The sequence below is a fragment of the Burkholderia sp. AU19243 genome (assembly GCF_018148075.1).
GTDB classification, from domain to species: Bacteria; Pseudomonadota; Gammaproteobacteria; order Burkholderiales; family Burkholderiaceae; genus Burkholderia; species Burkholderia latens_A.
Genome location: NZ_JAGSTV010000013.1, coordinates 1 through 20,130, shown reverse-complemented (window position 1 = coordinate 20,130; position 20,130 = coordinate 1). Strand labels below are relative to the sequence as shown.

At 63.9% G+C, this 20,130-nt stretch carries 18 protein-coding genes; 8 read left to right on the top strand and 10 right to left on the bottom strand.

Translation table 11 applies throughout. From position 1 onward, the window contains the following. The first annotated feature begins 69 nt into the window (after window positions 1-69). Window positions 70-1,287: a patatin-like phospholipase family protein gene (locus KDW55_RS22195; protein ID WP_040138968.1), complete on the top strand. Its 1,218-nt coding sequence runs from the start codon at window positions 70-72 to the stop codon at window positions 1,285-1,287. Window positions 1,288-1,347: 60 nt separating this feature from the next. After that, complete coding sequence (locus KDW55_RS22190; RefSeq protein WP_212161141.1) at window positions 1,348-1,812, top strand: hypothetical protein; 465 nt, start codon at window positions 1,348-1,350, stop codon at window positions 1,810-1,812. 49 nt (window positions 1,813-1,861) lie between these two features. On the opposite strand, the gene KDW55_RS22185 is transcribed toward KDW55_RS22190, so the two are convergent. Beyond that, window positions 1,862-2,746: a LysR family transcriptional regulator gene (locus tag KDW55_RS22185; RefSeq protein ID WP_212161142.1), complete on the bottom strand. Its 885-nt coding sequence runs from the start codon at window positions 2,744-2,746 to the stop codon at window positions 1,862-1,864. Between the two features lie 118 nt (window positions 2,747-2,864). Here KDW55_RS22185 and argC point away from each other — a divergent pair, with 118 nt between their 5' ends. Continuing rightward, window positions 2,865-3,803, top strand: a complete 939-nt coding sequence (gene argC, locus KDW55_RS22180) for an N-acetyl-gamma-glutamyl-phosphate reductase (RefSeq protein WP_212161143.1) — start codon at window positions 2,865-2,867, stop codon at window positions 3,801-3,803. A gap of 235 nt (window positions 3,804-4,038) precedes the next feature. Here the strand turns inward: argC and KDW55_RS22175 are convergent, their stop codons facing one another. Then, window positions 4,039-4,962, bottom strand: a complete 924-nt coding sequence (locus tag KDW55_RS22175) for a LysR substrate-binding domain-containing protein (RefSeq protein WP_040138965.1) — start codon at window positions 4,960-4,962, stop codon at window positions 4,039-4,041. A 117-nt stretch (window positions 4,963-5,079) separates the two neighbouring features. Between KDW55_RS22175 and KDW55_RS22170 the strand changes: the two genes are divergently transcribed. Continuing rightward, on the top strand, window positions 5,080-6,165 hold the full coding sequence (locus tag KDW55_RS22170; RefSeq protein WP_212161144.1) for a tartrate dehydrogenase: 1,086 nt from the start codon (window positions 5,080-5,082) through the stop codon (window positions 6,163-6,165). A gap of 543 nt (window positions 6,166-6,708) precedes the next feature. On the opposite strand, the gene KDW55_RS22165 is transcribed toward KDW55_RS22170, so the two are convergent. From KDW55_RS22165 to KDW55_RS22150, 4 genes are all read right to left on the bottom strand, one after another. Beyond that, complete coding sequence (locus KDW55_RS22165) at window positions 6,709-7,188, bottom strand: nuclear transport factor 2 family protein (protein WP_027781811.1); 480 nt, start codon at window positions 7,186-7,188, stop codon at window positions 6,709-6,711. 55 nt (window positions 7,189-7,243) lie between these two features. Next, window positions 7,244-7,861, bottom strand: a complete 618-nt coding sequence (locus KDW55_RS22160) for a TetR/AcrR family transcriptional regulator (protein ID WP_209825716.1) — start codon at window positions 7,859-7,861, stop codon at window positions 7,244-7,246. Between the two features lie 840 nt (window positions 7,862-8,701). Continuing rightward, complete coding sequence (gene tdh, locus KDW55_RS22155; RefSeq protein WP_040138962.1) at window positions 8,702-9,730, bottom strand: L-threonine 3-dehydrogenase; 1,029 nt, start codon at window positions 9,728-9,730, stop codon at window positions 8,702-8,704. Between the two features lie 13 nt (window positions 9,731-9,743). Beyond that, window positions 9,744-10,943 (bottom strand): glycine C-acetyltransferase, encoded by a 1,200-nt coding sequence (locus tag KDW55_RS22150; protein ID WP_059548511.1) that lies wholly within the window; start codon window positions 10,941-10,943, stop codon window positions 9,744-9,746. 161 nt (window positions 10,944-11,104) lie between these two features. On the opposite strand from KDW55_RS22150, the gene KDW55_RS22145 reads away from it, so the two are divergent. From KDW55_RS22145 to KDW55_RS22135, 3 genes are all read left to right on the top strand, one after another. Beyond that, window positions 11,105-11,716 carry an XRE family transcriptional regulator gene (locus tag KDW55_RS22145; protein WP_212161145.1) on the top strand — a complete coding sequence of 204 codons (612 nt, stop codon included), beginning with the start codon at window positions 11,105-11,107 and terminating at the stop codon, window positions 11,714-11,716. A gap of 128 nt (window positions 11,717-11,844) precedes the next feature. Continuing rightward, window positions 11,845-12,222: a DUF2471 family protein gene (locus tag KDW55_RS22140; RefSeq protein WP_040138959.1), complete on the top strand. Its 378-nt coding sequence runs from the start codon at window positions 11,845-11,847 to the stop codon at window positions 12,220-12,222. A gap of 105 nt (window positions 12,223-12,327) precedes the next feature. After that, a complete protein-coding gene (locus KDW55_RS22135) occupies window positions 12,328-13,341 on the top strand; it encodes a tyrosine-type recombinase/integrase (protein WP_059548510.1) in 1,014 nt (337 codons plus the stop codon). 140 nt (window positions 13,342-13,481) lie between these two features. Here the strand turns inward: KDW55_RS22135 and KDW55_RS22130 are convergent, their stop codons facing one another. Further along, a complete protein-coding gene (locus KDW55_RS22130) occupies window positions 13,482-14,663 on the bottom strand; it encodes a DNA-binding protein (protein WP_212161146.1) in 1,182 nt (393 codons plus the stop codon). 1,800 nt (window positions 14,664-16,463) lie between these two features. Here KDW55_RS22130 and KDW55_RS22125 point away from each other — a divergent pair. Further along, window positions 16,464-17,825, top strand: a complete 1,362-nt coding sequence (locus tag KDW55_RS22125) for a replication initiation protein (RefSeq protein ID WP_040138956.1) — start codon at window positions 16,464-16,466, stop codon at window positions 17,823-17,825. Between the two features lie 89 nt (window positions 17,826-17,914). Here KDW55_RS22125 and KDW55_RS22120 read toward each other — a convergent pair whose 3' ends face one another. The 3 genes from KDW55_RS22120 to KDW55_RS22110 form a co-directional block, all read right to left on the bottom strand. Beyond that, the gene (locus KDW55_RS22120; RefSeq protein ID WP_040138955.1) at window positions 17,915-18,976 is read right to left on the bottom strand and encodes a ParB/RepB/Spo0J family partition protein; all 1,062 of its coding nucleotides are present in this window, start codon (window positions 18,974-18,976) and stop codon (window positions 17,915-17,917) included. Between the two features lie 23 nt (window positions 18,977-18,999). After that, the gene (parA, locus tag KDW55_RS22115; protein ID WP_040138954.1) at window positions 19,000-19,662 is read right to left on the bottom strand and encodes a ParA family partition ATPase; all 663 of its coding nucleotides are present in this window, start codon (window positions 19,660-19,662) and stop codon (window positions 19,000-19,002) included. Between the two features lie 94 nt (window positions 19,663-19,756). Then, window positions 19,757-20,130: hypothetical protein (locus KDW55_RS22110; RefSeq protein WP_212161147.1), on the bottom strand; the 374-nt coding region annotated here is incomplete at its 5' end.

Here is a 20,130-nt window from a genome sequence, read left to right as displayed (position 1 = left end):
GGGAGCGCCGTCGGCCGACGTTGCTCCCGGCGTCTCCGCCCTCCACGGCGGGATTTCTCGGAGCAACTGATGAAACCGCACGCGCGTACAGAAAAGCAGGCCGTCGATGCGGCGGACCTGCACCACGAAGCCGGCGCACCGGCCTCTGCGCGATCGCTGCCGTACGAAACGATCGCGCTCGTCCTGCAAGGCGGCGGCGCGCTCGGCGCGTATCAGGCCGGCGTATTCGAAGGGCTGCACGAAGCAGGCATTCCGCTCGACTGGATCGCCGGCATCTCGATCGGCGCGCTCAATACCGCGCTGATCGCCGGCAATGCGCCCGAGCATCGCGTCGAGCGGCTGCGCGAATTCTGGGAAACGATCTGCCAGCCGGCGTTCTTTCCCGCGATCCCGGCCGCCTTCGAATTCGCGCTGTTCAACAGCATTGACCAGATTCGCACATTCTTCACCGCGTCGCAGGCCGCGAGCGCGATGATGCAGGGCCAGCAGGGTTTCTTCGTGCCGCGCTTCCCGCCGCCGCTGCCGGGCGTGTCCGATCATCCGCAAAAAATCAGCTGGTACGACACGTCCGCGCTGCGCGCGACGCTGCTCAAGCTCTGCGATTTCGACCGGATCAACTCGGGCGAGACGCGTGTGTCGGTCGGCGCAGTCAACGTCGGCACGGGCAACTTCGTGTACTTCGACAACTCGCGGATCCGCCTGCTGCCCGAGCACTTCATGGCGTCGGGCGCGCTGCCGCCCGCGTTCCCGCCCGTCGAGATCGACGGCGAGTATTACTGGGACGGCGGCGTCGTATCGAACACGCCGCTGATGGAAGTGCTGCGCGCGCGGCCGCGCCGCGACACGCTCGCGTTCCAGGTCGACCTGTGGAGCGCGCGCGGCCCGCTGCCGCGCACGATGGCCGACGTCGCGGAACGCACGAAGGACGTGCAGTATTCGAGCCGCACGCGTTTCGTCACCGACACGCTGCAGCGCGAACAGCGCTACCGCAACGTGCTGCGCCACGTACTCGAGCAGGTGCCGGAAGAGCAGCGCAAGAACGACCCTTGGTGCATCGAGGCAGAAGCGATGTCGAGCGGGAAGAAGTACAACATCCAGCACCTGATCTATCAGCAGAAGGCGTACGAGCACCACTACAAGGACTACCAGTTCGGTTTGTCGACGATGCGCGACCACTGGAGCGCCGGTCTCGACGACATCCGCAAGACGCTCGCCGTCAAGGACGGCCTCGCGCTCCCCACCAATGACGCGGGCTTCGTCACGCACGACATTCATCGCCACCGGTAACGCCGCATGCAACGGGCCGGGACGCTCGCAGCGCCGGTCCGTTCTCTTTTCCGATTCGACATGCCGATTTTCATTGCGCTGTTTGCGCTCATCGCACTTGGATGGGGCGCCGTTCATCTGTTTCACGTCATCGCCGCGCAGTTCGGCCAACCGGTGGCGATCGCGGCCGCCGTGCTCGCGGCCGCGATCGTGCTCGCACTGGCCGCGTGGTGGATCAAGCGCCGCCGCGACATCGCCCCGAACACGAAGGAACAAGGCTGGACGCATATCGTCCATCGCGCATGGGGAGAGCTGCGCGTGTCCGCGACACAAGGCCTGCTGTGGATGTCGCACGACGGCGCGGACGGCCGCTATACGCTGTCGCAGCTCGATGGCTGCGAAGCCGCGCCGATCGATGGCCGCTGGCATCTGGTCGTGCGTGTGCGCGACACGGAGCGCGGCGAATGGAAACTGCCGATGATGGACAAGCGCGACGCGCAGCGCTGGGCCCGCGTGCTGATGCTTGCGAAGGACAACCGGCTGTAACGGCCGGCCACGGCGGCGCGTCCGATGCGTCGCTTTCCGGCGCGATTTTCTATCGCACGCCGAGCGCCCACAACGCGTCGAGCACGTGCTGCGTCGACCGCTCGACCGGGCCGGCCCGATGCGCGATACCGAGTTCCCGCCACAGCGCCGGGCGCAGCGGCCGCGTGACAATGCGCGCATCGGGCAGCGGCGCGCCGGCTTCGTGCGGCAACAACGTCGCGCCGTAGCCCGCGGCAACCAGGCTCTTGATCGCATCGTTATAGTTGAGTTCGATGCGCGGCTCGGGCCGGTGGCCGCCCAGCGCGAACCATTCCGTCGTCAGCCTCGACAGGCGGGTGGTCGCATCGTTGAGAATCAGCGGACGCGCAGCCAGATACGCCGGTGTCACCCGGGCCGGCAGTTTCCAGTCCGCCGGCAGAAAGGCCAGCACCGGATCGCGCCGCCACGCGCGGATCGACAAGCCCGCGACCGCCGGCTGCGGCAGCGCGACGAGCCCGACGTCAAGCGTGCCCTGTGCAACGCGCGCGAGCGTGTCGTGTGACGTGAGCACCGCGATCTGCACGTCGATGTCCGGATGCCGTTCGCGAAGCCGGGCCACTGCCTGCGGCAACAGATGCGCGATCGCGCCGGTCGATGCGCCGAGGCGTACGCGCCCCGTCAGCCCCTGCACTTGCCGCTCCACGTCGTCGAGCGTCGCTTCGACTTCGGCGAGCAGACGGCGCGCGCGCTCCACCAGCACCGCGCCGATTGCCGACGGCCGCACGTTGCCGCGCGTGCGCGACAGCAACGGCGCGCCGATGCGGCTTTCGAGTTCGGCAACATGAAGGCTGACCGTCGGCGGCGCAAGATGCAACAGTTGCGCGGCGGCGACGAACGAGCCCCGATCGGCGATCGCGACCAGCGTACGCAGCCGATCCAGACTGATCTCGCGCATTCCCACCTCTCGTTCAGAAAAGCTGAATCCTGTAATCAGGAAATTCAACTTTTCCTATTCTATGCGTCCGGTGGACGATACGGCTTTCCCGATCTCCGACACGAGGAACGCGACGATCATGAGCCACGCCACTGTCTATATCGACGGCGACCAGGGCACGACCGGTTTGCAGATTCACGAGCGCCTGCGCGATCGCACCGATCTGCGGCTCGTCACACTGCCCGATGCCGCTCGCAAGAATCCCGCGCCGCGCGCCGAAGCGATCAACGCGGCGGATATCGCGATCCTGTGCCTGCCCGACGCCGCCGCACGCGAAGCGGTCGGCTTCATCCGCAATCCCGCGGTACGCGTGATCGACGCGAGTTCCGCCCATCGCACCGACGCCGAATGGGTGTACGGCTTTCCGGAGATGGCCGCCGGACACGCGCAGACCATCGCCGGCGCGCGGCGCGTGAGCAATCCGGGCTGCTATCCGACCGGCGCGATCGGCCTGTTGCGGCCGCTGCGGGAAGCCGGCCTGTTGCCGCGCGACTATCCGGTGAGCATTCACGCGGTGTCGGGTTACTCGGGCGGCGGCCGGGCCGCCGTCGACGCGTTGGAATCGAGCGACGCTGCCCGCGCGAAACCGCTGCAGGTCTACGGCCTCGCGCTTGCACACAAGCATGTGCCGGAAATCCGGCAGCATGTCGGGCTCGCCCATCGGCCGCTGTTCGTGCCGGCTTACGGCGCCTATCGGCAGGGCATTGTGCTGACCGTGCCGATCGAGCTGCGGCTTTTGTCCGCTGGCGTGACCGGTGAGATGCTGCATGCGTGTCTCGCGCACCATTACGCGGGCGCGCGCCACGTTGACGTCATGCCGCTCGCGGACACCCGCGCGATCACGCATCTCGATCCCCAAGCACTGAACGGGACGAACGACCTGCAGCTCGGCGTGTTCGTCAATGAAGAGCACGGTCAGGTGCTGCTGTCCGCCGTGTTCGACAATCTCGGCAAGGGGGCGTCCGGTGCGGCCGTGCAGAATCTCGACCTGATGCTGGGCGTGCAGAGCGTGGCGTAAGGGGCGTTAATGTGCGGTGTTGAACTTTGCGTCGCGGGCAGTGGGCGCGCAGCGTGGAGCTGCGCGCAGGGTGCCCGGCCGATACCATCGTCAACTTGAAAGGCGCTTCGCGGCGGGCAGTGCATCCCTGCCCGCCGCAGGCCGTTGCACCGGCAACGCGGCGGCAAGTCGCAAAAAAACGGGCATGCGCCGATGCCAATCACGTGCCCCCGTAAAAGCTCACCTTTCCCCGATGTCAGCCCGCGTCGTCGCTTGCTGCGGCGTTTAGACCGGCGAGCGTCTCCGCCAGATAGTCGACGCATACGCGCACTTTCGCCGACGCCGCGACGCGCTCCGGATACACCGCCCATATGTTCGCCGGCTGAATCGCATCCGGCAGCACGCGACGCAGCTCGCCGCGTTCGATCAGCGGCCCCGCTTCCCAGATCGAACGCAACACGATCCCGCGTCCGGCGAGCGCCCATTGCACAGCCACTTCGCCATGGTTCGTGGACAACGCGCCGCCGACCTTCACCGTCGCCGTTTCTCCGCGCACGTTCAGCCGCCATACACCGAATGGATGATCGCGCTCCTTGATCGCGAGGCAGTCGTGCGATGCGAGATCGGCGAGCGTGCGCGGCGTGCCGCGGCGTGCGAGATAGCCTGGCGACGCGCACAGCACGCGGTAGTTAGCGGCGAGGCGACGCGCGATCAGATGGTCGGCGATTTCGTCGCCAATGCGCACGTCGACGTCGTAGCCTTCGCCCGCGACGTCGACGAGCCGGTCGAACAGATCGAGCCGCACGTTCAGCTGCGGATAGCGAGCGGAAAAGTCCAGCAGCGCCGGCGCGATCACATGCCGGCCGAAGCCGAAGCTGGTCGAGATGCGCAGCGTGCCGCGCGGCACCGTGCGCGTGGTCGACACGTCCTCGACGAGATGATCGACGTCGTCGAGAATCTTCTCGGCGCGCGCGAATACGCGTTCGCCGGCTTCCGTGACCGTCACGCGGCGCGTGGAGCGATGCAGCAGCCGCGTGCCGAGCTGCGCCTCGAGCAACGCGATGCGCTTGCTCACGTACGCGGGCGACACCGCGAGCTGCTCGGCGGCCGCGCTGAAGCTCGCCAAGCGGACGACAAGGCTGAACACACGCAGGTCGTCGAGATTCGGCGATTTATTCACGATTCGTGGAAAGTTGATTAACCTTTTCCGCGATTTTAATCCGAATGGAAATAAATAGAATGACGTCATGTTCCGCTGCGCACGCCGCCAGCGGCCCAACCAGCCAAGGAGACTCGCATGAGCGACAAGACGTACAAGATTGCCGTCATCCCCGGTGACGGCATCGGCCGTGAAGTGATGCCCGAGGGCCTGCGCGCGCTTGACGCCGTCACCGCGCGCTTCGGCATCCGGTTCGCGTTCGAGCAGATCGAGTGGGCGAGCTGCGACTACTACGCGCAGCACGGCAAGATGATGCCGGACGACTGGAAGGCGCAGCTGTCGGGCATGGACGCGATCCTGTTCGGCGCGGTCGGCTGGCCCGCCACGGTGCCCGATCACATTTCGCTGTGGGGCTCGCTGCTGAAATTCCGTCGCGAGTTCGATCAGTACATCAACCTGCGGCCCGCGCGCCTGTTCGACGGGGTGCCGTCGCCGCTCGCCGGCCGCCGCGCCGGCGACATCGACTTCATGATCGTGCGCGAAAACACCGAGGGCGAATATTCGTCGGTCGGCGGCACGATGTTCGAAGGCACCGAGCGCGAAGTCGTGATGCAGCAGTCGATCTTCACGCGGCACGGCACCGAACGCGTGCTGAAGTTCGCGTTCGAGCTCGCGCAGCGCCGCGCGAAGCGCCTGACCGTCGCGACGAAGAGCAACGGCATCGCGATCAGCATGCCGTGGTGGGATGCCCGCGCAGCCGAAATGGCCGAGCGCTATCCGGAGATCGCCGTCGACAAGCAGCACATCGACATCCTGTGCGCGCGCTTCGTGCTGCAGCCGGACCGCTTCGACGTCGTCGTCGCGTCGAACCTGTTCGGCGACATCCTGTCCGACCTCGGCCCGGCATGCACGGGCACGATCGGCATCGCGCCGTCGGCGAACCTGAACCCGGATCGTACGTTTCCGTCCTTGTTCGAGCCGGTGCATGGCTCCGCACCGGACATCGCGGGGCAGTTCATCGCAAACCCGATCGCGATGATCTGGTCGGCGGCGATGATGCTCGACTTCCTCGGCAACGGCGCGGGGCCGGAACGCGAAGCGCACGACGCGATCGTCGCCGCGATCGAGGACGTACTGCGAGCCGGCCCGCGCACGCGCGATCTCGGCGGTCAGGCCGGAACGCAAGAAGTGGGCGAAGCGATCGCTGCGCGGATCGCCGGCTGACACTCGAACGGGAAGGGTGCGCGGCGGAGACGGCATCGATGCACGTTGTGTTCAGTAGTGTGAACACGACGGAGCGCCGCACACCTTTGTCGAATTCGATGCGCCGCGCGATGCCGGTTCTGCATGTCATGTCGTTCGGCGACGCGGCACGTCAGGTTTCGTCACGGTGATGCATCGATGTGAAAGGCATCACGTCGACGCCGAGCGGTGAGTTGCATCGCGCGTCGACACACACCGGTTGGACTTCATCGTCATTCGGCAGCGACGCCACCGTGTCGCCTTCGATGCGGGTTCGTACGCGCATGTTCGCGACGCGACAGCGCCCACGGCAATGCGCGGTGCTTTCATCAGCGCAATCGCGCCGTTTCCTGCGAAGAATGATCGGTGAGAAGCAGGACGCGAAGCGTCACACCGTTCCGTGCGAAACGCTGTTCTCCCGAAAACACTCACCTCAGCACGCGGCTCCCGTATTTCCTCACCATTGAACGCTGCCCCCGCGCACGGTGTGACATCGAGCGCGGTCGGGCGTCGTCATCGCGCGCGTCAGAGGCCGAGATCGGACAAGCCCGGATGGTCGTCCGGACGACGACCGAGCGGCCAGTGGTACAGGCGATCCGCTTCGCGAATCGGCAGGTCGTTGATGCTCGCGTGGCGATGCGCCATCAACCCGTTTTCGTCGAACTCCCAGTTCTCGTTTCCATATGAGCGAAACCAGTTGCCGGCGTCATCGTGCCATTCGTATGCGAACCGCACCGCGATGCGATTGCCGCCGAATGCCCACAGCTCCTTGATCAATCGATAGTCAAGCTCGCGCGTCCATTTCCGCTGCAGCAGGCCGACGATCTCGTCGCGGCCCGTCACGAACTCCGCGCGATTGCGCCAGCGGCTCTGCGGCGTGTAGGCCAGCGACACACGCTGCGGGTCGCGCGTATTCCATGCGTCTTCGGCGGCGCGCACTTTCTGGCGTGCCGTTTCGAGCGTGAAGGGCGGAACGGGCGGGCGAACTTCCGGGGAAGCGGACATGGAATGCTCCTGAGCAAGGTTCCGGCCGCGCACGCGCGCAACCGGTTGGGACGTGTTACTTCTTCTGCGCTCGAGACACCGCATCGAGCAACAGTTCGGCGGTCGCGCGCGCATCGCGCGCGGCGGTTGCGTCGCCGCTGACGAGCGCGACGCCGATCGCGCCATCGATCAACACCAGCCATTGACGCGCAATGCGAGCCAGCCCGCGGCGCTCGAGCGCGACTGCGTCGGCATACGCGTCGAACCGCTCGCGCACGAACGCCAGCAAGCGCGCCTTGTGCATGCGCGCGACGACGCGCACCGGATCGTCGGCGCGGGCAATCTCGCCGGACGCGTTCAGGAACGCGCAACCGTGAAAGTCCGGTTGCACGAACCAGTCGCGCAGCACGTCGAACATGCCGAGCAATTGCGCACGCGGCGACTTGCCCCGCGCAAGCGTCGCGTCGACGAACCAGCGCATCCAGCGTTCGTCGCGCCGCTCGAGCGCGGCCAAGACCAGCGCTTCCTTCGATTCGAAATGCGAATAAAAGCTCTTTCGCGCGGCGCCGGAGCGTTTCACGATCGCATCGACACCGGTCGCATGAATACCGCCGGAGTAGATCAGCGCTTCCGCCGCGTCGAGCAGCCGGTCGCGAACGACCGGTTCGGTTGAGGGATCGTCGTGTGAGTTCATGCGTTTACGGTAGAACGATCGTTCTCCCTCGTCAACGCGGATGTGTAAAAGCCCTGTCGGATGGAGGGCGAATGTCGGGCGGCGGCCTCATGCCCGAAGCGGTGACGTGAAGGCCGGGGCGCTTCGTCACCTCACGTTGCGGCCGCGGGGGCGCGTGCGGCACATAACGGGATGCGGCACGGCACGGACTCGCGACGGTTGCGTGTCTCTGCGGCAAACCGGTCAAGATCGGCTCGAGATGCCCGCAACCCCGGCGCGTCAGTGCATCGGGAGCCCGGACGATACGAGCTGAATGGTGAGCGGCTTCGATCGCCGACACCGCACCGACCGGGGTACATGCATGATGGAAAGGTGAGATCGCGAGTGATCGATAGCCTCACGTCGGAGGGTGCAATGCGATATGCATCATCCGTCGCTGTGTTGTCGCGGAAACACGTGTACGTCCGTCACGCGAGCCTCCGATCACGCGGCACGCGCTTGCCAGTCGAACGTGGCGAGCGGATACGGAAGGATGAGAAGAAAGACCCGCGTCAAAGGACGCGAGCGAAGCATCGGCGGAGCCCCGCTGACAGGTGAGCTGCGTGCGCGATGTGATGTCACCGATGGGTGCGGGCCGCTTTGGCTCGATCGCGCGCGTACAGTCAACGCGTAACCGTTCGCCGCCGATTGAGTGCCGCCGAAGCACGTCGCGACAGCGAGATCGAGCCTTCGTCGGGCGCGCAATCACGGCTCCCGAATATCCTCACCTCAAGCGCTTGCCGCAGCTGACAGCTCCGGCAAACACACGAGCCGATGCGAGCGGAACGGCCGGCAAAGAACGCCGGGCCGCTCCTTCGACACTCAGACCGTCCAGTCGAGAATCACTTTGCCGCTTTCGCCGGACAGCATCGCGGCGAAGCCCTTCTCGTAATCGTCGGCCGCGAAGCGATGCGTGATGATCGGCGACAGATCGAGGCCGCTTTGCAGCATCGCGACCATCTTGTACCAGGTCTCGAACATCTCGCGTCCGTAGATGCCCTTGATCTCGAGCCCCTTGAAGATCACCTGGTTCCAGTCGATCGCCGTCTGCGCGGGCGGAATGCCGAGCAGCGCGACCTTGCCGCCGTGGTTCATCGCCTCGAGCAGGCTCGTGAACGCGCTCGGCACACCCGACATTTCCAGGCCGACGTCGAAGCCTTCCGTCATCCGCAGATCGGCCATCACGTCGCGCAGCGATTCGCGCGCCACGTTGACCGCGCGTGTCGCGCCCATCTTCCGCGCAAGTTCGAGCCGGTAGTCATTGACGTCCGTGATCACGACGTTGCGCGCGCCGACGTGCTTCGCGATGGCGACCGCCATGATCCCGATCGGGCCGGCGCCGGTGATCAGCACGTCCTCGCCGACGAGGTTGAACGACAGCGCCGTGTGCGTCGCGTTGCCGAACGGATCGAAGATCGACGCCAGATCGTCGGAAATCTCGGGCGGAATCTTGAACGCATTGAACGCGGGAATCGCCAGATATTCGGCGAACGCACCCTCGCGGTTCACGCCGACGCCGACCGTATTACGGCACAAATGCCGCCGCCCGGCGCGGCAATTGCGGCAGAAACCGCACGTGATGTGGCCTTCGCCGGACACGCGATCGCCGATTTCGAAACCGCGCACCTCCTGCCCCATCTCGACGATCTCGCCGACGTATTCGTGACCGACGTGCATCGGCACGGGAATCGTCTTCTGCGCCCAGTCGTCCCACTTCCAGATGTGGATGTCGGTGCCGCAGATCGCCGTGCGACGAATCTTGATCAGCACGTCGTTGTGTCCGACTTCCGGGCGCTTCACGCGCGTAAGCGTGAGCCCCGGGCCGCGTTCGAGCTTTGCCAGTGCTTTCATGTTCGCGCCTCCGTCAGACGATGCCGAGCGACTTGCCGACGCGCACGAACGCGGCGACCGCCTGATCGATCTGTTCGGGCGTATGCGCGGCGCTCATTTGCGTGCGGATCCGCGCGCGGCCGCGCGGCACGACCGGGAACGAGAAGCCGATCACGTAGACGCCTTCGGCGAGCAGCTTGTCGGCCATGTTCGTCGCGAGCTGCGCGTCGCCCAGCATCACCGGAATGATCGGATGCGCGCCCGGTACGAGCGTGAAGCCCGCAGCGGTCATCTGCTCGCGGAACCGCACGCCGTTCTCGCGCACGCGTTCGCGAAGCTTCGCGCCTTCGTCGCTGCCGAGCAGTTCCAGCACCTTCAGCGACGCAGCGGCAATGCTAGGCGTGAGCGTGTTCGAGAACAGGTACGGACGCGAACGCTGGCGCAGCAGTTCGACGATCTCGCGCCGGGCCGCGACGTAGCCCCCCGATGCGCCGCCGAGCGCCTTGCCGAGCGTGCCGGTGATGATGTCGACGCGGCCGTCGACGCCGCAGTGCTCGGGCGTGCCGCGGCCATGCGCGCCGATGAAGCCGACCGCGTGCGAATCGTCGACCATCACGAGCGCACCGTAACGATCGGCGAGGTCGCAGATGCCTTTCAGATCGGCGATGATGCCGTCCATCGAGAACACGCCATCGGTCGCGATCAGCTTGTGGCGCGCGCCGGCGGCGTCGGCTTCCTTCAGCTTCGCCTCGAGGTCCGACAAATCGTTGTTCTTGTAGCGGAAGCGCTTCGCCTTGCAAAGGCGGATGCCGTCAATGATGCTCGCGTGGTTCAGCTCGTCGCTGATCACCGCATCGTTCTCGTCGAGCAGCGTCTCGAACAGGCCGCCGTTCGCGTCGAAGCAGCTCGAATAGAGAATGCTGTCCTCGGTGCCCAGAAACGACGCGAGCGCGCTTTCGAGCTGCTTGTGCACGGTTTGCGTGCCGCAGATGAAGCGCACCGATGCCATGCCGAAGCCGTCCTGATCCAGCCCGGCCTGCGCCGCGGCGATCAGGCGCGGATCGTTCGCCAGACCCAGATAGTTGTTCGCGCAGAAATTCAGCACGCCGGCACCGCCGGCGAGCCGCACGGCCGCCGCCTGGGGACTCGCAATCTCGCGCTCGGTCTTGTAAAAACCGTCCGCGCGGATCTGGTCGAGCGTCCCGCGCACCTGGGCGAGAAAGGCATCACGCATCGCAAAGCTCCTGACAGGGATTCGCATGCCGACGCGCGCCGCTCGTGGCAGCGGCGCGGCGGCCTGCTACTGTTATAGTCGGTCGTTCGATTGACCGCATTTATCCGATATTCCGAACTAGAATTCGGAATATCGAACAACTCTAAGCGAACGGAAACCAAATGGCAAGTTCCTCCGCGTCGCGGCGCACGCCCGCCGGCGCCGCACCGCAGCCGCCGGGCGTGACGCCGCCTCGCGTCGGCGAGCAAATCCAGCGCCTGCGCAACGAGCGCAAGCTGACGCTCGACGACCTGTCGCGCGCGGCCGGCGTGTCGAAGTCGATGCTCTCCGAGATCGAGCGCGACAAGGCAAACCCCACGATCGCCGTTGCGTGGCGGCTCACGAACGCGCTCGGCATCACCCTCGACGAACTGTTCTCGCAGCCGAAAGCGCCGGAGACGATCCGCGTGGACGGCCCGCACGACATCCCGACGCTCGCCGGCCACGACGGCCGCTACCAGCTGCGCGTATGGGGCCCGATCGACCTGGCCGGCAAGTTCGAGTGGTACGAGCTGACGCTTCCGGGCGGCGGCGCGCTCGTATCGAACGCGCACGAGCCCGGAACACGCGAGCACCTGACCGTGCTGCAAGGCGCGATGGAAATCGAAGCCGCCGCGGCCAGCCGACGCCTGAAGGCCGGCGATACCGCGCGCTACCCGGCCGACACGCCGCACGCGATCCGCAACCACGGCAAAGCCGAGGCGCGTGCACTGCTGATCGTGATTCATCGTTGACGCGGCGCCTAGCTGGCCGAACGGCCAGTTGCGGAAATAACTGTATATTTGTACAGTATACGGACATTCCGCCATGCATTGGCCGCTGCGGCGCACCGAGGCGCTGCGGCGGTCGACAGGAGCCTGCAATGACAGAAGAACAAGATTTGGCCGCGCTCAGCTTCAAGGCTGCCGCGCACGACCTCGAACTGATCGTTCGCCACATTGCCGCGCGCTACATTCGTCAGCGCGTGCCGCTGTCGTGGCGTCTGCTGCACGCGATCGAAGCCGAAGCGCTCGCCGATCTCGGCTTTGCAAGCCGGCACGACGCGGGCATGCGCCAGCTGTTCGAACGGCCGTCGGACATGACTTTCCCCGAAACGGACGATCCGATCGACTTCGGCCGTTCGAATGCGCTGCCCGCCGTGTTCTCGTTCGCGGTTCTCGCGTATGAAGCGGCCGCGGATTCGCAAGAAGCTGCGCCCCGCGAGCGAACGCATCGTCCGTCGAAGGCTTGGGGCGACTGACGCCGCGCGTCGACATTCCCAAAACCGGCGGCGGACCGTTGCAGTGTCGCCGCCCGCGATGTTGCGCAAAGGGCTACCATATACGCAACTAACGGAATAAATACCATGTCCCCTCCTACGTCACTCGACACGCCGGCTCGTCCAGAAGAAAAGGATCTGTTCGACCGCGGCGCCTCCGACTGGATCTTGTCGCCGGAAACCGCATTCGATGCGTGGCTCGCGATGCAGGACTACCGCCGCTCATCGGCCGACGTCTACCGCGCCCAATGGGGGGCGTTTCTCGCGTGGCTGCGCGCGCATCAGAAGAATCTCGCCACGGTCGACACCGCGTCAATCGCGAACTTCGTCGCCGAGCTTCCGATCCGGAAAACCCAGCGCATGCGCTATCTCCGTTTGATCGAGCGCGTTCTCGACCATATCCGCCGCACCGAGCTCGCATCCACCAACCCTGCGCGCTTCATTGCTCAGGATGGCGAAGCGAACTGGCGTCAGGCGCGAGACAACGAGCCGACCGGCTTCCTCACGCCGGCCGAGCGCGCGAAATTGCTGGCCTACTTGTTCTCGCCGATCGGTGTATCCGGCGCCGCGTACTGGAAAGAACGCCGCGACCGTGCGCTCGTCGCCGCGTTTCTCGGTGCCGGCGTGAAAACCGGCGAAGCGCGCGTGCTCACAATTAGTTGCATCAATACGAGTGGAACGTCGCTGCAGATCCCGTCGACGCATCCCGATTTCGCGCGCGAAACCCATCTTGCTTCATTTGCGATCGCGTTGCTTGAAGCGTGGCTCGTTGAGCGCAAGCGCCAGGAGATTCCGGGAGAACTCGTGTTTCCGGCATCCCACACAGGGCGGCCAATGCACAAGGCAACGATGTTGCGCGCGATCGATGCGATCGTCGAATCCGCCGGGCTCACATCGTCGCGCACCGCACGCGCGAGCCCGCAAACGCTGCGTAACACCTATGCAGCCGAACTGTTTGAACACGACGTGCCGCCCGAACGCGTCGGCAAATGGCTCGGCTTCATGCGGCCGATCTCGTCGAACCGCCTGCACCGCGCATGGAAAAACTGGCGGGAAAGTCTCACGAACGGTGACGCACCGGATCTGGACGAAACTCACTGATGCGGCGTCGGCTGCTCACGACGACATGATCCGTGAGCAGCCTTGTGCGATGTGGCCTCACCGTTTCACAGCTCCCGAAAAACCTCACCTCAAGCTTCCCGGAAAGTCTCACCTGTGTGATCGCTGTGCGCGTCAACGCGTCAGTCGCGAGTAAAGCGCGCGACCGCTTCGAATCGGGACGGCCAAGGTCCCGACGCATGTTCGCATTCGGGGCAAGACACTTCGAACCCGTCAGCGCCATGCGAAAGTTCTGGTTCGCCGTCACAACGTGGACATTGGTTCGGTACCGGCGTGTCGTGGTCCATCGACGTACCGATCGCTGCAAACGCTGCTGCGTCGAGTTGACCGGCGTCGGCCAGACGCCGAATCAGCGCCGAAATTTCCGGATTCATGCCGCGGCTGGCCTGCAGCGCATGCAGATCGCGCGTCGCGCGTTCGAGTTCGTCGCTCTGCGCGCGCAACTGTTCCTCGAGCCGGTCGGCACGTGTCTTGGCTGCACTCAATTGCTGAAGAAAATCGAATTCCTTGCGTTGCACGTCGCGTAACCCGCTTTGGTAAGTCGACGCCATGCTGCGCAGCGAGTCCAGTTCGACAAGCATCGGCTTCACGCGGCGTTCGGCTTCGGCCACCGCATCCTTGATTTGCTGCGCGTAGTGCTCGGTTCGCTGTTGCAATTCGGCTTGCAGCGTATCGATTCGCTCGCGCAGCGCGGCATTCTGTGTCTGTTCGACGTCGACGCGGCCTGCCATCGCGGCCAGTTCCTTTTCGAGCCGGGCGACCGTGGTGAGCAGCGTTGCTTCGTTTGCCGAACCGTGGGTCGATTGCGACGCAAGCTGCACTTCGAGTTCGGTCACGCGGGCCTGCAGTTGATCGTTGCGGCTTTCACTGCGAGCCAGCGCCGCTTCAAGGGTTTCCTGGCGGACCGTGGCGTCGCGCAACCGCTGTTCCGCATCGGCTATGCCCGCGCGGACCTGCTCCCGGTCGACATCGAGACTTTCCCGTGCCGCTTTCAATGCTTCTTCATATAACGCGCCGAGCAATGCTCCCGCCTTTTCCTCTACCGCTTTCGGGATGGCCGCGCCGTCGAGCCGGACTTTGGACGCGGAACGAATCCGCTCCCAGAAGTGATCGATATCTTTCGGGATGTCGCTCGCACTGCCCGTCTGCGTGAGATCTCGAACGCTGGCGGCCGACGGCCGGATACCGAGGTCGAAAAACAGGCGCTTGCACGCATGGAGTGACAACTCCTGGCGGCGCGCGCCGCTTGCGCGCAGGGATTCGAGCTCACCACGGATAGCTTCCCGCATTTCATCCAGCGTCATGACAACACTCACAGACATTGAGATGTTGAGATCATAACGAAATACGTATTTTTTGATACCGATTGCCGTCGACTGTGGCGCATTTACGTCGCTGTGGCCGGAAACCGCATGCGTGAGCCGATCTCGGCGATCCCGTGGCCGGATTTCGTGAAACAAAGCGAAGAAAGTTGCCTAATCCATTGTTCCCAAAGGATTTTTTGGCAAGCACGAAAAAAGGGCATTTGTTTCACATCGCGATCGTCATCGTAGCCGATCGGTGTTCAGGCGTTGGGGTATCTGTGGAAAACTCGGTGACCGAGGTCTTGAGAGTATTAGAAGTAAACACCCTTGAACCCTTAGTTAAAAACGTTAACGCCACGGCACAGCCTTACGTATCAAGGGTTTCCAGCCGATAAGGTGAAGTTTTACGGGAACCAAGGTGATCTTCTGCGGGAGCTGAAGTGATGGGGTTCGGGAAGTTGCGTGAGCCGATACAGGAAAGGTCGTGAGCGGATTCGGGATCACAGTAAAACACGAGATTCCCGAACGGTGAGGGTTTACGGGACACCACAGCCGTACAACCCGCGCTGTGCCTACGCGCACAGTTTTCTGCCTGTGCAGACATAGGTGAGAATTTGCGGGACCTTCTTCGTGCCCCGATTCTGCCTATCTTTTGGGCACTTTAGGCCAAAGGTGAGGTTTCGCGGGACTGGACCAGGATTTGCTGTGAGGATTTCCGGGAACGGACCGCCATTTTGCACAGTAAAAGTGCAGTGGAGGTCCATCGACGGCAGGAAGGTGAGGGTTTTCGGGAGATAAATTGCCCGTTCGCCGAGGCGGGTTTCACTAGGGTGAGCTTTTTCGGGAGGTAGATCACAGCGCGCCGTTCGGTTGAAAGGTGAGGGTTTTCGGGGGACCTCTGTGCGCAAAAATTGTGCACAGGTGAGGCTTTACGGGGGCACCGACCAGTCGAATTCGCTGAAAAGCCCGCCGGAAGGGGCAGAAATCCAATTTCCGCTGTGCCACTCTTGGGCGCAGGTGAGGATTTTCGGGAATCCTCGCACAGGTGTTGCGTCGCTGTGGATGCCGCAAAGGTGAGGCTTTTCGGGGAGAGAAGCGCCGGGCCCGCGTCGCGGCCATTCGCGCATAAGTATCGGATGCGATTGACATTTTTGATACCGCGCCGGTTACGGTGAGATTTTTCGGGAGTCGGTTCTCGGGCTGCTACGGCGCCGTTTTTTCCAATAAGGTGAGCTTTTTCGGGAGGCCAGCTGTGCCGGCACCGCGTGCGGCGCGGGATTCCGGGTGCTCGCGTCACAGCTTATCGAGCCGGTAAGGTGAGAATTTTCGGGATTGGCTGCTTGCTAGGCGCTGTACAATGCGCGCCGGCGCGCGAAATCGCTGTCGTCCCTACGGCCAACGGCTTTTTGAGCCTGTGTTCGTACACGGCAAACCTGGCCGCAATCGCGGGCACCGTCCTGCCTGTACATGCATACAGGACGGCACAGACGAGTGACGGCATGCCATGGCCGGCGTGTCGCCGTACAGTCGCAAAATTACGACAAATCGAAAGGTGAGCTGATACGGGAGCAAGTTCCGCACGGGTCCGGCACAGGCGAAAATCTGTGAATCCGCGCATCCCGCGACACGTCGGGATGCGTCGGAAACGCCGTCAATCCGGACCGGTGAGGATTTTCGGGAGTGGGTTGGGGTGAGCGCTGTTTCGCACGCGCACTTCACCGGCAACGGTGAGCATGTCGTTCTGGACGCACATCACCACAGGCGCTATCCTTCCGTGAAACTTCTCCTCCGACCCGACGCATGGCCACGAAGCGCGCCAAGAAGACCGATGTGGATGTGGTGAGTGCCAGTTCAGCCGAATTGCGGAAGGCCGTCGAGGCGATCGCAATTCAGCCGAAGAGCGGCAAGATCACGCTGCTGACCCGCAAGCTGTTCAACGTGCTGCTCGCCGTCGCGCAGCAGGCCGACGACTCGGGCGACACCTATCGCGCGCTGCTGTCGGACATCGTCGCCAATTCCGCGTTCGATTCGAATGACACTGCACTGGTGAAGGAACACCTGCGCCGCATGGTGTCGGTGCAGGTCGAATGGAGCACCGGCACGTCGAGCCAGAAGCCTGGCCGCAAGTGGGGGATCTCGACGTTGATCGCCGATGCGGAAATTCTCGAGGACCCGGCTACTCGTCGGGTGTGGGTTGAATTCTCGTTCGCGCCGAAGATCAAGAAGAAGCTACTCGATCCGGTTCAATACGCGCGTCTGAGCTTGCAGTTTCAGAGCCAGCTGCGCAGCAGCGCCGGCCTCGCGCTGTACGAGATCTGCGTGCGCTATCTGACGAACCCGAGCCACCTGACGATGCGCGAGCCGTGGGAATGGTGGCGGCCGATCCTGTCGGGCACGCCCGATACTGAAGCGGGCGACGAGGCGAAGCGCGAGTACAAGTATTTCAAGCGCGACTATCTGCGCCCGGCGATCGCCGAGGTGAACGCGGTCACGAACATCTTCGTCGAGTTGATCGAGCATCGCGAAGGGCGGCGAGTCGCGGAGATCCAGTTCCGTGTGACCGAACGCAAGCAGCCGATGCTCGCGCTCGACGAGCATCCGAACGTGTTTGACAGTACGTTGGTCGACCGGATGGTGAAGCTCGGGATTCCGCTCAAGGAAGCGCAGACGCTCTACGCGGACAGCGAGGAAAACCGGATTCGCGCGGCGCTGCAGATGACCGAGCAGCGGATGCGTAGCACGACGCTGCCGCCGGTGCGCAGCGCGCCCGCGTTGTTCAAGGATGCGCTGAAGAAGGGATATGCGCCGCCGGTCGAGTCCGTCGATGCGCTGCCTTCCACGCCGTCGGCAAAGGCGGTGTCGGCGCAGCCGGACGATCTGAAGGCACGGTTGTTGAGCGAATTCGCTGCGTTCCGCCGCAAGGAAGCGAAGGTGCTGTACGAGGAGCAGGGCGACGCGGAGCGCGAAGTGGCGCGCGAGTCGTTCGAGTCGGAAGTGTTGCCGACAATGGGCTCGCATCTGCGTGACGACTGGCGCAAGCGCGGGCTCGAATCCAAGCTGGCAGAAACGGCGTTTTTCGACTGGCTTGCGCAAAAGACCTGGGGAGAGCCGACCGATGGCGATCTGCTTGCATTCACGCTGAATCAATCGCGGGCGGCCTGAGGCCGTTCAGGCCTCCCTCTGAGCCGCCGGCTCGTCTCGTCCAATCTGAGCGGGCCCGGCACATCGCCAGGCCCATCCCGCTCTTACCGTCACTCCGACAGCAGCATCCGCTCGAGTTGCTCGAGGATCGCGTCGCGTTTGTCCTTCGGCAAGCCGCGCAGGCGCAATTCGATCCGGTCCTCGCCGTACGACTTCAGGTCGCCGACCGACTTGCCGCCAAGCTTGATCTCGAGCCGCTGCGCGTAGCGCTGGCGGCCGGCCGGCTTAGGCGTTTCCTGCGCTGCCACGCGACCCTTTACGATGTCCGACACCTGGCGCGTGCTGAGGTCGTCGGACACGATCTTGTTGATCAGCCGTAGCGTTGCCTCGGTGCCGCGCGCATTGTGATAACGGCCGACCTGATACGCCATGTTCGAACCGAAACGATCGGGGCGTGCGACCATCTCCTGCATTACGGCTTCCGGCAGCTTGCCGATCGACAGCGCAACTGCGACCGTCGACTCATCAAGGCCGAGATGTTCGGACAGTTCCTTCTGACTCTGGAAATGTTTGTCGTCCAGGAAGCGGCGCCATACGACGGCATTGTCGAATACCGTCTGCGAATCGCGTTGCACGTTCAAGTCGTAGCCGAGCTTGTAGCTCTCGATTCCGATCGGCACGTCGATCACGATCGCCTTCACGGTTTCCTTGTTCGCTTCCTTCAACGCGCGCACGCGGCGGCCGCCGTCGCTGACGAAATAGGAACCCGGATTCTCGTAATCGGGAATCACGTGAATCGCCTGCTGTTGCCCCTGCTTCGCGAGGTTGACCGCAAGCTCTGCAATCGACGACTTCAGATAGAAATGCCGCGGGTTGAACGGACTATGTTTGATCGCCTTCAGCGGCAGCTCGATCACCTGACCGGGGGCATAGCGGTTCTCGAGGCGCCACGCGCGATATTGCGGCGACTCGTCCGTCGACGGATCGAGCAGGACGTCGGCAACGGCAGGTGGCGCGACGTCCTTTCTGGCGGATTTCGTCGGTGCTGTCGTAGCAGTCTCGGACTTGACGATGCCGTCGATGGCATTCAGCCGATCAAGCGCGGTCCGCTTCTCGCTCGTCGTGATATCCGGGCGCGCTTGGAATCCTTTTGCAAATTGGGAGGGCTTCATGTGACTCCTTTATGCGCATAAAGTCAGGGCAGCATGGCGACGATTTCGTCGGCGCATGCGCGAATTTCCGCGGCGGCCAGCTTGGCGCCGCGATCGTTCATTTGCAGCACGGTCTGACCGAGCGCCATCGCCTGCTTGTAGGCTTCCCGGGTCGGAATTTGCGTCTTAAGCAACGGGAAACCGAGCTCCTCGAGCGCGCGCTTGAGCTCGCGGGTCAGCATGCGCTTCTCTTCGGTCTTGTTCAGCAGGAAAACGGCGCGAAGGTCTTCGTTCATTACCTGCGCCTGCTGGATCAGCTTGACCAGCCCGACGCTCGACCAGTAATCGGCCGGCGACGACGAAGTCGGAATCACGGCGATCGATGCGGCCAGCAACACGACGCCGGATACTTTCTCGGTAATCGACGGCGGGCAATCGACGACGATGATGTCGTAGTCGTTGATGAACTTCTTGATCTCGCGGTGGATCTGGCCGCCGGCTTCAGCGAGATTGACTACCGGGAAAGGGATACCGGCGTCGCTGTCACCGGATGCGCTGGACCAGTGAACCAGCGTGTTTTGACCGTCTGCGTCAATGACGAGGACGCGCTTCCCTTTTTCATGGAATGCGGCACCCAGGTGCATGGCGATCGTGCTCTTGCCGACGCCGCCTTTTTGTTGAGTGACTGCAATGATTTCCGCGGCCAATTTTCACTCCTGTTTTTGGTCGTTGAAATTCTACAGGACGATATTTATATTTCAATGAAATTGTGGTTCGCCAACTACGCGTTGGCCGTTTGGGCTATTGGTTTGTGCGCATAAAGTCACGCTCTGCCGGAGCGCTGACGTGGGACCGAGTTTGGAGCGGTGTGAAGCTCGGGCGCGAGGATTCGCGTGGGCGGCGATCCGGCAACTGCGTTGCTGTTCCGAATGTGGTCGCGGTGGTGGTAATGGAGCTTGGCCCGCGCGATCCGGCTGCAGCCGATGGCGTCGTCAGTTTATGCGCATAAATCGCCGGCGAATGTGGCCTCCTCCGTGGACGCATCTCGGCGACCACCGCGACCACCGCGACCACCGCGACCACCGCGACCACCGCGACCACCGCGACCACCGCGACCACCGCGACCACCGCGACCACCGCGACCACCGCGACCACCGCGACCACCGCGACCACCG

Bases quoted from the DNA above. Each gene is read 5' to 3' on its own strand.
- KDW55_RS22195 (WP_040138968.1), top strand. From the start codon at position 70: ATGAAACCGCACGCGCGTACAGAAAAGCAGGCCGTCGATGCGGCGGAC.
- KDW55_RS22190 (WP_212161141.1), top strand. From the start codon at position 1,348: ATGCCGATTTTCATTGCGCTGTTTGCGCTCATCGCACTTGGATGGGGC.
- KDW55_RS22185 (WP_212161142.1), bottom strand. From the start codon at position 2,746: ATGCGCGAGATCAGTCTGGATCGGCTGCGTACGCTGGTCGCGATCGCC.
- argC (WP_212161143.1), top strand. From the start codon at position 2,865: ATGAGCCACGCCACTGTCTATATCGACGGCGACCAGGGCACGACCGGT.
- KDW55_RS22170 (WP_212161144.1), top strand. From the start codon at position 5,080: ATGAGCGACAAGACGTACAAGATTGCCGTCATCCCCGGTGACGGCATC.
- KDW55_RS22165 (WP_027781811.1), bottom strand. From the start codon at position 7,188: ATGTCCGCTTCCCCGGAAGTTCGCCCGCCCGTTCCGCCCTTCACGCTC.
- KDW55_RS22160 (WP_209825716.1), bottom strand. From the start codon at position 7,861: ATGAACTCACACGACGATCCCTCAACCGAACCGGTCGTTCGCGACCGG.
- tdh (WP_040138962.1), bottom strand. From the start codon at position 9,730: ATGAAAGCACTGGCAAAGCTCGAACGCGGCCCGGGGCTCACGCTTACG.
- KDW55_RS22150 (WP_059548511.1), bottom strand. From the start codon at position 10,943: ATGCGTGATGCCTTTCTCGCCCAGGTGCGCGGGACGCTCGACCAGATC.
- KDW55_RS22145 (WP_212161145.1), top strand. From the start codon at position 11,105: ATGGCAAGTTCCTCCGCGTCGCGGCGCACGCCCGCCGGCGCCGCACCG.
- KDW55_RS22140 (WP_040138959.1), top strand. From the start codon at position 11,845: ATGACAGAAGAACAAGATTTGGCCGCGCTCAGCTTCAAGGCTGCCGCG.
- KDW55_RS22135 (WP_059548510.1), top strand. From the start codon at position 12,328: ATGTCCCCTCCTACGTCACTCGACACGCCGGCTCGTCCAGAAGAAAAG.
- KDW55_RS22130 (WP_212161146.1), bottom strand. From the start codon at position 14,663: ATGACGCTGGATGAAATGCGGGAAGCTATCCGTGGTGAGCTCGAATCC.
- KDW55_RS22125 (WP_040138956.1), top strand. From the start codon at position 16,464: ATGGCCACGAAGCGCGCCAAGAAGACCGATGTGGATGTGGTGAGTGCC.
- KDW55_RS22120 (WP_040138955.1), bottom strand. From the start codon at position 18,976: ATGAAGCCCTCCCAATTTGCAAAAGGATTCCAAGCGCGCCCGGATATC.